The following is a 12300-nucleotide window of genomic DNA, read 5'->3' as shown; positions in this document are numbered from 1 at the left end:
ACCGCCGATCAGCCGCTGCGGCGGGCCGTCCAGTTGGAGACGAAGTCGCGCAGGCTCCGGGTGGGCCGCAGCCAGGCACCGTCCGGCGGGAGGGCGTCGAGGCGCACGCGGTCCAGCGGGGCGGCGAAGGCGCCGGGGACGTCCTCGATGTCGATGAACTCGAGCAGGTCCGAGCCGATGGCGTAGCCGGCCACCTCGCTGAAGGCCACGACGACGACCTGCGTGCCGGTGCGGGCCAGCTCCTCGAGCGGCTCGGCGAAGTTGCGCCCGTCGCCGGAGAAGACGACCAGCCGCCGCAGCCGGTGGCTGTGCGTGCGCACCTCGATGTGGTCGAGCATCGCCTGGTCGATGTCGTCGTCGGGCTGGCTCTTGGGCCGGGCGAAGACGGCGTAGCCGAAGCCGCGCAGCGCCTCCACCCAGCGCTGCAGCGAGCCGACGACCGGCGGGATGTTGGCGAAGACGCAGGCCTCGACCTCCGGCGCATCAGGGGCGGCCGGGTCGCCGGCGCCGTCGACGAACCACGCGGCGATCGCGTCGAAGCGCGGCCGGGAGGCGGCGGTGGGCCGGGCGCCGATGACCGTCGACAGGGTCATGTCGATGTTCGGCGCGTCCCAGATCAGCAGGTCCAGCGCCGGCCGTCCGCGACCCTCGTCGGGCTGCGGCTCGGTGACGGGGGCCTCTGCGCTGGTCGTGGTCACGGGGGCAGTCTGCCCGGTGGCCGCCGCCGTCGGGTCCGCGGCCGGGGGTGCGGCGGGTGGCGGGGCGGCCGGGGGTGCGGCGGGCGGCGGCGGAGCGGGTGGCGGCGGTCCGGCCGGCGCGGTGGCCCGGCGGACCGCGCGTCGCCGCCCGCGCGGGGGCACCCCGGTCAGCAGTGCGCTCCTCGTCCTCAGCCCAACTGGCCGGCGAGGGCCATGGCGCAGGAGTCCCCGCCGCCGGCCTCCACGAGGTGCGCCCAGCGCTCGACGTCCCCGGCGGCCATCGGGTGGGCCAGCAGGTAGCCCTGCGCGGAGTCGCAGCCGGCCTCGCGGACCATCCGCAGGTGCTCGGCGGTCTCCACGCCCTCGGCCACCGACCGGATGCCCAGGGTGTGCGCGAGCTCGACGATCGCCCCGAGCACCGCCCCGGTGCCCCCGGCGGCGAGCCGCTCGGCCGCGGTGATGAGCGAGCGGTCGATCTTGAGCGTCCCGATCGGCAGCGCCATCAGCTGGGCCAGCGAGGACCACCCGGTGCCGAAGTCGTCGATGGCGACCCGCACGCCGAACCCGCGGAGGATGGCGAGCTGGTCCTCGGCGCGGGTCGGGTCCTCGGCGACGCAGGTCTCGGTGAGCTCGAGCATGAGCTGCTCGGGGGCGAGGCCCGACTCGTGCAGCGCCGTCCGGACGTCGCGCACCAGCGTCTCGGTGGAGAAGTGGCGGGCGCTGATGTTGACCGCCATGCGCAGCCGGAGGCCCGCGCGCGCCCACTCGGCGGCCTGGCGGGTGGTCTCGCCCAGCAGCCACCGGGTGATCGGGATGAGCTGGCCGGTCTCCTCGGCCACGGAGAGGAAGGCGTCGGGCGCGAGCAGGCCGCGCTCGGGGTGCTGCCAGCGCAGCAGCGCCTCCACGCCCTCGACCTCGCCGGTGTCGAGCCGCACCACCGGTTGGTAGTGGACGACGAACTGGTCGAGGGCGCCGTCGCGCAGCCGGGTGGCGACGTCCATGCGCCACCGGGCGGCGTCGCGCAGGCCCGGGGAGAACAGGTGCACCCGGTCGCGGCCGGCGGCCTTGGCGGCGTAGCTGGCGGCGTCGGCGTCGCTGAGGAGCTGGTACGCGTGCCGCAGGCCGGGCTGGGCGACGGCGACCCCGATGCTCGCCGAGACCGGGACCGACACCCCCGCCGCGACGAACGGGCGGGCGAAGGAGCGCTGCAGGCGGAAGGCCAGCGACGCCGCCTCGGGGGTGTCGCAGGAGTGCGCCAGGACGACGAACTGGTCACCGCCGAGGCGGCCGACGGCGTCGCCGGGGCGGATCTGCCCGGAGAGGCGGGCGCCCACCTGGCGGAGCAGCTCGTCGCCGACCTCGGAGCCGAGGGAGTCGTTGATGGTCTTGAAGCCGTCGATGTCGAGGAAGAGCAGGGCGGTGCGGGCGGCGTCGTCGGCCAGGGCCTCGCCGATCAGCTCGAGCAGCCGGGCGCGGTTGGGCAGTCCGGTCAGGTCGTCGTGCGTGGCCTGCCAGACGAGGCGCTCCTGGTCGCGCACGCGCTCGGTGATGTCGGTGTGGGTGACGACGAGCCGGCCACCCTCCTCCGTGCGGGCCGCCTGCAGCCGCCCCCACGCGAGACCGTCGGGGAGCGCCATGGAGTACTCGCAGGTGAAGGTGCGCGTCGGTCCCCCGGACGGCGCCGCGCGGAGCTCGGCGAGTCCCCCGGCGATGCGGGCCACGTCGTCGGGGGGCACGCCCTGGGAGATCCGCGAGAGGTAGTCGTCGCCCACCTCGGCGACCTCCCAGCCCGCGGCGCGCACGGCGTCGGCCTTCGCCAGCCAGCTGCGGTTGACGGTGCGGATGCGGCCCGTCCGGTCGAGCAGCACGGTCGGTGAGGGGAGCGCGTCGAGGACGGCGGTGGTCTGCCGGAGGGCGTGCGCCTGGGCGGCCTGCGCGCGGTGCCGCGAGTCGACGTCGCGGACGAAGATCACCAGACCGGTGGCGTCGGCGGAGGCGCGGACCTCGAACCAGCGGTCCCGCGGGGCGTGCAGGTACTCGAAGACGCGCGGGTGGCCGTCGACGAGCGCGCCGTGGAGCTCGGCCTCGAACTCGGTGTCGCGGAGGTCGGGGACGCACTCGAGCACCGTCCTGCCCAGCAGCGCGTCGGCCGGCGCGCTCAGCAGCTCCGCCGCGGCGGCGTTGAGCCAGGTGAAGCGCCACTGGCGGTCGAGGTGGTAGACCGCGTCCGGGACGCTGGCCAGCAGGTGCGGCGGCGGTGCGGCCGCGCCTGCGTGGTCGGATAGGTGCACGCGTGATCTCTCCCCCTGCCGCACGCCGGGACCCCTCGATCAGGCCTCCGGTGCCGGACCGGGACAGTGGGAAGTCGGTCCGTGCGCGACGCCTACCCGAGAGTAGTGGAGCAGCGGGGTCTCAGGCAGGGGCGACCGCCGCTCGTCCGACGATCCGCCTCACGGGGAGGCCGGCGGGCAGCGTGCCGAGCACCGCTCCCCAGTCCCCGCCCAGGCGGGAGGCGCAGAAGGCGTCGGCCACCTCGGGTGGCGCGAAGCGCAGGAGCAGTGAGCCCTGCAGGCACTGGGCCAGCAGGCCGGCCACGCGGCGGGCCCGCAGCGGCAGCGCCTCGGGGTCGCCCAGCTCGGCGGACAGCCGCTTCACGGCGTCGTCGAAGCGGGCGTCGGCGCCGCGGGCCAGCTCGATCTCGGCGGTGACGGCGGCCAGCGACTCGCTGCTGCGGCCCAGGGCCCGGAGGACGTCGAGAGCGATGACGTTGCCCGAGCCCTCCCAGATCGAGTTGAGCGGCGCCTGCCGGTAGAGCCGGGGCATGCCGGACTCCTCGACGTAGCCGTTGCCGCCGAGCACCTCCAGGGCCTCGCCGACGACGGCCGGGGTGCGCTTGCAGACGAGGAACTTCGCGGCGGCGCCGGCCAGCCGGAGGAACGCCGTCTCGCCGGCGTCGACCGCGGCGGCCAGCCGGACGGCGAGCGCCGTGGCGGCCTCGCTCTCGACGGCGAGGTCGGCGAGCACGTTCTGCATGAGCGGCTGGTCGGCCAGCAGCGCGCCGAACGCCGAGCGGTGGCGGGCGTGGTGGATCGCCTGGGTGAGCGCCGCGCGGACCGTGGCCGCCGAGCCGATGACGCAGTCCAGCCGCGTGGTGTTGACCATCTCGATGATCGTGGGCACGCCCCGGCCGGGCTCGCCCACCAGCCAGCCGGTGGTGCCGTCGAACTCGACCTCGCTGGAGGCGTTGGCGCGGTCGCCGAGCTTGTCCTTGAGGCGCTGCAGGCGGAAGACGTTGCGGCTGCCGTCGGGGAGCACCCGCGGAACGGCGAAGCAGGACACGCCCTCGTCGAGCTGGGCGAGGACGAGGAACAGGTCGCTCATGGGGGCGCTGGTGAACCACTTGTGCCCGGTGAGGGCGTGGCTGCCCTCGGCGTTCGCGACGGCGCGGGTGGTGTTGGACCGGACGTCGGAGCCGCCCTGCTTCTCGGTCATGCCCATGCCCGCGACCAGACCGGGCTTGGCGGCCGGGTCGGTGAGGCCGAACCGGTAGCCGGTGGCGGTGAGGCCGGGCTCGTAGCGCGCGGCGAGGGCGGGCGTGGCCCGCAGCGCCGGGACGGCGGCGTAGGTCATCGTCACCGGGCAGCCGTGGCCGGCCTCGACCTGGGTCCAGCCGAGGTAGCCGACGGCGCGGCGCACGTGCGCGTGCCGGTAGCCGGCGTCCGCCGCGGCCCACGGCGCGCCGGCGAGGCCGTGCTCGAACGCCGTGCGCATGAGCTCGTGCCAGGCGGGGTGGAACTCCACCTCGTCGATCCGGTGGCCGTAGCGGTCGTGCGTGCGGAGCACCGGCCGGTTCTCGTCGGCCAGGCGACCCCACTCGCGCGCCTGCTCGCTGCCGGCCACGGCGCCGAGGTCGGCCAGCGAGGCGAGCGTCGCCTCGTCGGCGTGCCGGACGCAGGCCTCCGCCAGCGCCGCGTCCCCGGCGATCGGGTCGTACCCCACCAGCGGCGGGGCCTGGTTGGTGACCTCGTGCGTCGCACTCACGCCGCGCACCGTACGACCCGCCGTGTCGCCGCGGTCACATCCTCCGGCTCGCGACCGCGACCGTTCCACGTGGAACGCCGGGCTGGGGCTGTCAGAAGGGCGGCGGGTCGTTGTCCGGGTCGTCGTCCGGCTCGGCCGGTGGTTCGGGTGCCGGCGGTGGTGGTCGCAGGCCCGGTGGCCGGGTGGTGCGGGTGATGCCCGAGGGTGTCGTCACCGTGAGGACGCCGTCGGAGCTCATGTGGAAGCGCCAGCCTCTGGCGAAGGTCTTCAGCCGGTGGTGGCTGCGGCACAGACAGCACAGGTTGCCGCAGTCGGTCGCTCCGCCGTGCGCGTGCGGGATGACGTGGTCGGCGTCGGCCCAGCCCACCCGCTGGCCGCAGGTGGGGAAGCGGCAGGTGCGGTCGCGGGTGCGCACGAACCGCTGCTGCGCTGCGGACGGTTCATAGCGGTCGACGGCCTCCGGGCGGTCGAGCACGGCGCACCCGCAGTCGTCGGTGTCCGGAGCCGTGGGGTGGTCGGGGCAGCCACGGCGGGCCAGCCAGCGGAGCTGGTCCAGCGTGCTGGTGGCCCGCAGCGTGCCGTCCTCGTCTGCGAGTGCGAGGGTGACCGAGCCGTCCTCGGGCGTGCGCACACCGAGGGCGTCGAGCTGCTGCAGCAGCTCGCGGAGCTGGGCGGCGGTGATCGGCAGGCCGTTGACCTCACCGGCCTCGTCACTGCGCCCGTCGAGTGCGGCGAGGGTGGCGATGATCTGCAGGTGCGCGGTCACCGGCGGCCGGGTGTCGTCCCAGGGGCGTTGCAGCAGATCGGCGAAGACGGCTGTCCGGATCTCCCCGATCGGCCGGTCGTCGCCGTCGGCCTTGAGCATCCGGGCCAGCTGGTCGACCAGCGCGTGGCAGGCCGCCGCCACGTCGGCGGGTAGGTCGGCGGCGAGGGTGGCCATGCCTTCCTGGGGCGAGGGGTAGACGCGGACGTCCGCGCGCCGCCTGGCCTGCGCCCGCCGCCGCTCGGCGGCCTCGGCGTCGAGCTCGAGCAGCAGCTGCAGAGCGCGCTTCTTGAGTCTGCCGACGGTGAGCTGAGCCGCCTCGGGCAGCAGGCGGGCCTCCACCCGGCGGGCAACAGCCGGGTCGGTGTGCTGCAGCACCTCGACCAGCGTCATCGCGCGGTACTCGTCCAGCTCACCGGCGGACATCGCGGCCCAGGTCGCGGGCAGGTGGGTGCGGTAGGTCCAGGCGCGGTGCGCCCGCTGACTCGCCGCCAGGCGCCCGCAGTTGAGCACCATCGCCAGCTCGGCAGGAAAGAACTCCGACACCCCGGGCAGTTCGGGGTCGGGCTTCCACGACCGCGCCCGCGCACCCGGTGTGCCCGGAGCCGGGTCGTCGTCATCGGGTGAGTCGTCCGCGAGGCCCAGGATCAGCTCGGCCTCGTAGGCGGCGGTCCGCGCCTTGAGGGCCTGCACCCGCTGCAGCTCGGCGGCCTTCTGCTCCCGCGACAGCAGCGCCACCGGCAGCCGCCGGAAGGGCGCGGGCCGCTCGACGAGCCAGCCCGCCAGCGCACGCTCCACGAGCGACCCGGCGATCTCCTGCACGACTCCGAACCTACGGGCGGGGTACGACAGTTCCCGCAGGTCAGGGCGGGGTCAGCTCCCGTCGAGCGGGCGGACCAGGCGGCCGATCGCGAGGTGGGCGAGCGGCGCGTACGCCGCTACCACGGGCAGCGGCCCGTCGATGCGCAGGCCGGTCGTGCTGCCGCCGTCGGGCCCGTCGGCCACCCAGTGCACGAGGTGCAGCCGCACCGGCCCCGCGGTGACCGTCCAGGCCCACTGCCGGGCCGCCTCGTCCACCGACTCGACGACGAACGGCAGCGTCACCCCGAGCGGACCCCGCACGCGGCCCTCCACCCCGGCGGCCAGCCGCGGCACGGGCACCTGGACGCCGGTGATCTGCGGCGCCCACGTCGGCCACCGCGCCGGCTCCGCGTAGCGCTCCCACGCCTCGGCGGGCGGCACCGGCCCGGTCGCGTGCAGCGTCACCCTGCTCATGCCGGCGGGCCGCCGAGCAGCAGCTGCCGCAGCACGTGCATCGCCAGGACCACCGAGCGCTCGCGGACCGCCGTCCGGGAGCCGTGCAGCCGGACCGACCGCGTCTGCTGCCCGGACGGGGCGACGGCGCACAGGTGCACGGTGCCCACCGGCTTCTCGGGCGTCCCGCCGCCGGGGCCGGCGATGCCGGTGATCCCGACGCCGACGTCGGCACCGAACCGCTCGCGCGCCCCCTCGGCCAGGGCCAGCGCCACCTGCGGGCTCACCGCGCCGAACTCGGCCAGCATCTCCCCCGGTACCCCGACCAGGTGCTCCTTCGCCGAGTTGGCGTAGGAGGTGATCCCGCCGAGCACCCACGCCGAGGACCCCGCCCGCTCGATCAGCCGGGCCACCAGCAGCCCGCCGGTGCACGACTCCGCCGTGGCGATCGTGAGCCCCTGGTCGGCCAGCGCCCCGGCCACCAGGTCGTCGAGCGTCGGCCCGGTCGAGAACAGCGTCGCCGCGTACTCCTCGGCCAGCGCCGCGGCCAGCCGGTCGTAGGCGGGCTGGGCGTCGGGCGCGAAGCGGGTGACGATCTCGAGCTCGCCCTCCCGCAGGCAGGTGGTGACCTCCAGGCCGCCGAGCCCGTCCTCGAGCGTGCGCAGCGTGGCGGCCAGCTGGGCCTCGAGCGTGCCCCAGAGCCGGATCGTCTCCTGCCGCAGCTCACCGGCGTCGGACAGCACCTCCCGCACCGGCCCGGCGGCCAGCGCGGCCGGCCACATGCCCTGCAGCTCCGACGGCGGCCCGGGCAGGACGACGACGACCGGCCCGCCGCGCCCGTCGGCCGGCGGGACGACGAGACCCGGCGCGGTCCCCACCGGCTCGAGCACCGTGGCGCCCGCCGGGACCATCGCCTGCTTACGCACCCCGGCCGCCGTCGCCTCCGGGTCGGCCCGCCAGCCGCGCCGGGACATGAGCCTCTCCACGACGGCGGCGACGCGCTGCTCGAGCTCCGGGTCGACGGCGAGCGGCCGCCCCTGCACCTCCCCCACGATCGCCGCGGTGAGGTCGTCCGCGGTGGGGCCCAGACCGCCGGAGGTGACCACCAGCTCCGCGCCGCTGGCGGCGAGGTACCCCAGCGCGCCCCGCATGTCGTCGGGCCGGTCGCCCACCACGAGGACGGTGCCGACGTCGACGCCGGCCCGCCGCAGCTCCTCGGCCAGCCAGGGCCCGTTGCGGTCGGCGACCCGGCCGGTCAGGACCTCGGTTCCGGTGACGACGATGCCCGCGCGCGTGCCCACCCGGCCGACAGTAGGTCCGGCGCCGGTCCGGGGCAGGCCGACCGGACCCGCCGCCCCGCCTCCCCGCCCCGGCCGGGCGCCGCGGATAGCGTGCAGGGAAGGACCGGTCCTCCCACGGGGACCGGCTGCCCGCCGTCTCTGGAGGAGAGAGAGCACCCGTGACCACCTCGCCCCCGCCGGCCGCCCCGCGCACCCAGGAGATCCCCCTGACCGGGGAGGGCGCCACCGCCACGGGCGCCACCGCCGCAAGCGCCGAAGGGCAGCACGCCGCCCCCGTGACCGCCCCGGCCACCCTCCCGCCGTCGGCCATGCCCGCGCCCGCCTACCCCGTGACCACCCCGCAGCCGGCGACGACGCCGGACCCCGCGCACGACCACTCCGCCCGGCCCGACGGCCCCCAGCCGACCGGTCCGCTGGACTCCCTCCTCGGCACGCCGCCGGTCCCCCCGCCGGCCGTCCCCGCCCCCCGGCCGGAGCAGCACAAGGCACCGCGTGCGCCGCGGGACCGCGTCGCGCTGGTGGCCGCGGGCCTGGCCGCGCTCGGTCTCGTGCTCCTCGAGCTCGGCCTGCTCCTGCGCCCGGACGGGTCCGCGCTGTGGGGTGACGTGCCGGCGTGGTCGGCGTTCGCCACGCTGTGCGCGCTCCTCGCCGGGGTGGCCGCCGCGGTTCGGCTGGTGCCGGCGCTGCGGCTGCGGCCGGCCGGCGCCGAGCGGATCGCGCTGGGCGGGCTCACCGGCCTGGCGGTCTTCTGGGCGCTCGTCGTCCTCCCCCGCGCCGACACCGACCGCGGGTTCGTGCTCACGATGGCGCTCGCGGCGGTCGCCGCCGCGGTCTGGCTGGTCCCCGGCCGCCGTCGCTGACGCTGAGCCGCCCTCGCTGACGCCGGGCGCGCCGGCGGTTCAGCCGGCGCGCCCCCGGCCGTTGCCGCGCCCGTTGCCCCCGGCGTTGCTGTTGGCGTTCCCGTTCCCGTTCGCGTTCCCGTTGCCGTTCCCCGGGGGGTCGGCTGCCGGCGCAGGATCCGGAGCCGGAACCGGAGCCGGAACCGGAGCCGGCACGGGCGCGGGGGTCGTCGGGAGCGGGTCGGCCACCTCCGTCGCCTGTCCGACCGGCGCCGAGGGCCACGCGCGCGGCCAGGAGGGCTCCGGGTCCGGCTCCACAGACGGGGTCGGGGTCGGGACGGGTGTCGACGACGGCGCCGGCACGGCCGCGGCCACCGTCAGCGTGACCGTCTCGTCGGGGTCCAGCCGTCCCACCGGGGTCGCCGCGGTGACGATCCCCGGCGCGGCGTCGGCGGTCTCCACCACCACGCGGCGCACCCGCAGGCCGGCGGTGACCAACTCCTCCTCGACCTCGTCGGCGGACCGGCCGACGAGCTCCGCACGGCGGACGTCGATCGCCCCCTCGGAGGAGGCCGGGCCGGCCTCCGCGGTCGTTCCCGGGTTCTGGCCGGGCCCGGCCACCTGGAGCACGCCCACGCCGAGCGCGGCACCGACCGCGAGGGTGGCCACACCGGCGAGCACCCGCCCCGCCCGGCGCGGTGGGCGCGCCGGCGGCGCGGCCGCGACCGCGGCGACCGCGGCCGGCAGCGGCGCGGTGACCGGCGCCGGCGCGGGCGGCAGGGCCCGGCCCGCGCGGACCGCGGCCACCGCCTCGCACACCGCGGCGCCGTCGGCGAGCCGGCCGGCGGGGTCCTTGACCAGCATCCGGGCCACCAGCTCCCGCACCGGTCCGGGCAGGTCGTCGGGCAGCGGGTCGGGCTCGTCGCGGATCTGCCGCAGCGCGATCTGCACCGGGTGCTCGCCGTCGAAGGCGCGCCGCCCGGCCAGGCACTCGTAGGTGACCATCCCGAGGGCGTAGACGTCGCTGGCCGGGCCCGCCTTGCCGCCGGCCGCCTGCTCGGGCGCGAGGTAGTGGGCCGTGCCGACGACCTGGCCGGTGCGGGTCAGCGGCGCGCTGCCGGCCGACCACGCGATGCCGAAGTCGGTGATCCGCACGATGCCGTCGTCGCCGACGAGGACGTTGCCCGGCTTCACGTCGCGGTGCACCACGCCCGCGGCGTGCGCGGCGGCCAGCGCGGCGGCGGTCTGGCCCACGAGGTCGAGCACCCGGTCCGGCGGCAGGCGCCGCTCACGGGCCAGGAGCGCCGACAGCGGCTCGCCGTCGACGAGCTCCATCACCAGGTGGGCGACCACCTCGCCGTCGTCGGTGACCGCCTCGCCGTAGTCGTGGAGCGCGGCGATGTTGCGGTGCAGGAGCCGGCCGGCCAGCCGTGCCTCGGTGCGGAAGCGGCTGCGGACGGTCTCGTCCTCGGTGTACTCGCTGCGCAGCAGCTTGACCGCGACCGGCCGGTCCAGCAGCGCGTCCCGGCCCCGCCAGACCTGGCCCATCCCGCCGGTGGCGAGGAGGCCGAGCAGCTCGTAGCGGCCGCCGACGACGCGTCGAACGGGGCTCGTGCCCATCACACCTCCTCGGACCGGGTCAGCCGGCGGTCGATCCTCCCGCAACCGTCGAGTCGTCGCTCGCCGTCGTGGGCGTCGTGGTCTCCGTCGAGGACGACGTCGTCGTGCCGGTGCTGCTGGTGGCCGTCGAGGAGCCGGTGGTGCCCGTCGCCGACCCCGTGGCCGAGCCCGAGCTGCTCCCCGTCCCCGAACTGCTCCCCGAGCCGCTCGCCGAGCTGCCCGACACCGCGGTCGAGGTGGGCGTCGCGGCGTCGGTGGTCGTCGCGGTGGTCCCGGTGGCCGGGTCCGGGGCGGGCGCGACGGGCTCCACCACGGGGTCCGGCGCGCTGTCCCCGGTCACGGCCGAGACGTCGCCGTCGTCGTCCCCGCGGGAGGACGACGGGCCCGCGGCGCGGCCGCCGGACGGTGCCACGGCGAAGGTGACGACGACGTCGTCGCCGGGCTCGAGCCGCACGCCCTCGGGCGAGACGCCGAGCACCCGGCCCGGGACGGCCGAGCCGGTCACCTGCTCACGCCGCTCCACGCCCAGGCCGAGCGCGGACAGCTGGGTGGCGACGTCCTCGATCGGCCGGCCCACGTAGTCGCCGGCGTCGAGCACCACACCCTCGTCGTCGTTCTCGCGGGTCTGCGCGGCGGGGACGGTCGGGGAGGGCGGGTCGGTGAGGGCGGAGAAGACGACGGCGGCCAGCCCGGCACCGAGCAGCAGCGCCAGCACCGGGACCAGCACGGTCGCGACCCGGCGCCGCGGAGGCGGCGGCGGGCTGCTGCGCCGCGGCGCCCGCGGGCCCGGGGCCGGCGCCGCCTGGGTGGGCGGCCCGGCGTCGACGACGGCAGCGGAGGCGACGGCGGGCACGACGGCGGAGGGCACCGCGACGGGGACCGGCTCGAAGGCGGGCAGCCGTCCCGCGCGGGCGTCCTCGATCGCCGCGACGAACTCGGCGCCGTCGGCCATGCGGGCCGACGGGTCCTTCGACAGCGCGCGCCGGATGAGCGTGCGGACGTCGACCGGCAGCGTGTCCGGCAGCGGCTCGGGCTCCGAGCGCAGCTGCTTGAGCGCGATGGTGACCGCGTTGTCGCCCTCGAACGCCGGGTGGCCGCTCAGGCACTCGTAGCCGACCAGGCCGAGGGCGTAGACGTCGCTGGCGGGGGTGGCCAGGTGCCCCTCGGCCTGCTCCGGCGAGATGTACTGCGGGGTGCCGATGACCTGGCCGGTCTGGGTGAGCGGGACGCTGCCCGCCGACCACGCGATGCCGAAGTCGGTGATCTTCACGCTGCCGTCGGCGCGGACCAGGATGTTGCCGGGCTTGACGTCGCGGTGCACGAGCCCGGCGCGGTGCGCCTCGGCCAGCGCGGCGGCGGTCTGCTCGAGCACCGACAGCGTGGTGGCGGTGTCCAGCCGGCCCTCGCGGCGCAGCAGCGCCGACAGCGGCTCGCCCTCGACCAGCTCCATGACGAGATAGGCCAGCGTCTCGCCGGTGTCGCCGGCGGTGTCCCGGGCCGTGGTCTCGCCGTAGTCGTAGACCGCCGCGATGTTGGAGTGGTTCAGCGCGGCGGCGTGCTGGGCCTCGGCACGGAAGCGGGCGAGGAAGGTGGGATCGCCGGTGTACTCGCTGCGCAGCACCTTGACCGCGACGGGGCGGTGCAGCAGCTCGTCGGTGCCGCGCCAGACCTGCCCCATGCCGCCGGAGGCGATGAGCTGGAGGAGCTCGTAGCGGTCACCGAGCATCCGGCGACCTGGTTCCACCACGGGACCGCTCCCATCACTGCCGACCCTGCTGTCGGCG

Annotated in this window: 9 protein-coding genes; 1 reads left to right on the top strand and 8 read right to left on the bottom strand. The window is 76.7% G+C overall.

Annotated features, from left to right (window positions below; genetic code table 11):
* Window positions 1-8: 8 nt before the first annotated feature.
* From FN207_RS04380 to FN207_RS04355, 6 genes are all read right to left on the bottom strand, one after another.
* Window positions 9-698, bottom strand: coding sequence for an NYN domain-containing protein (locus tag FN207_RS04380; RefSeq protein ID WP_246065752.1), 690 nt, complete (start codon window positions 696-698; stop codon window positions 9-11).
* A gap of 188 nt (window positions 699-886) precedes the next feature.
* Complete coding sequence (locus tag FN207_RS04375) at window positions 887-2989, bottom strand: putative bifunctional diguanylate cyclase/phosphodiesterase (RefSeq protein ID WP_246065750.1); 2103 nt, start codon at window positions 2987-2989, stop codon at window positions 887-889.
* A gap of 121 nt (window positions 2990-3110) precedes the next feature.
* Window positions 3111-4739: an acyl-CoA dehydrogenase family protein gene (locus tag FN207_RS04370; RefSeq protein ID WP_142457056.1), complete on the bottom strand. Its 1629-nt coding sequence runs from the start codon at window positions 4737-4739 to the stop codon at window positions 3111-3113.
* Window positions 4740-4830: 91 nt separating this feature from the next.
* Window positions 4831-6324 (bottom strand): HNH endonuclease signature motif containing protein, encoded by a 1494-nt coding sequence (locus FN207_RS04365; RefSeq protein ID WP_142457055.1) that lies wholly within the window; start codon window positions 6322-6324, stop codon window positions 4831-4833.
* Between the two features lie 51 nt (window positions 6325-6375).
* Window positions 6376-6777: an SRPBCC family protein gene (locus FN207_RS04360; protein WP_142457054.1), complete on the bottom strand. Its 402-nt coding sequence runs from the start codon at window positions 6775-6777 to the stop codon at window positions 6376-6378.
* Window positions 6774-8057 (bottom strand): competence/damage-inducible protein A, encoded by a 1284-nt coding sequence (locus tag FN207_RS04355; protein ID WP_142457053.1) that lies wholly within the window; start codon window positions 8055-8057, stop codon window positions 6774-6776. Before FN207_RS04355 ends, FN207_RS04360 begins: the two co-directional genes overlap by 4 nt.
* A gap of 158 nt (window positions 8058-8215) precedes the next feature.
* Here FN207_RS04355 and FN207_RS04350 point away from each other — a divergent pair, with 158 nt between their 5' ends.
* A complete protein-coding gene (locus FN207_RS04350) occupies window positions 8216-8917 on the top strand; it encodes a hypothetical protein (RefSeq protein ID WP_142457052.1) in 702 nt (233 codons plus the stop codon).
* A gap of 39 nt (window positions 8918-8956) precedes the next feature.
* Here the strand turns inward: FN207_RS04350 and FN207_RS27240 are convergent, their stop codons facing one another.
* A complete protein-coding gene (locus tag FN207_RS27240; RefSeq protein ID WP_142457051.1) occupies window positions 8957-10516 on the bottom strand; it encodes a serine/threonine protein kinase in 1560 nt (519 codons plus the stop codon).
* A 19-nt stretch (window positions 10517-10535) separates the two neighbouring features.
* Window positions 10536-12263 (bottom strand): serine/threonine protein kinase, encoded by a 1728-nt coding sequence (locus FN207_RS04340; RefSeq protein WP_221888018.1) that lies wholly within the window; start codon window positions 12261-12263, stop codon window positions 10536-10538.
* Window positions 12264-12300: the final 37 nt, after the last annotated feature.

It is taken from the genome of Geodermatophilus aquaeductus (assembly GCF_900182545.1).
Taxonomy (GTDB): Bacteria; Actinomycetota; Actinomycetes; order Mycobacteriales; family Geodermatophilaceae; genus Geodermatophilus; species Geodermatophilus aquaeductus.
The sequence above is the reverse complement of the archived record's forward strand: the minus strand, read 5'-3'. Positions and strand labels throughout refer to the sequence as shown.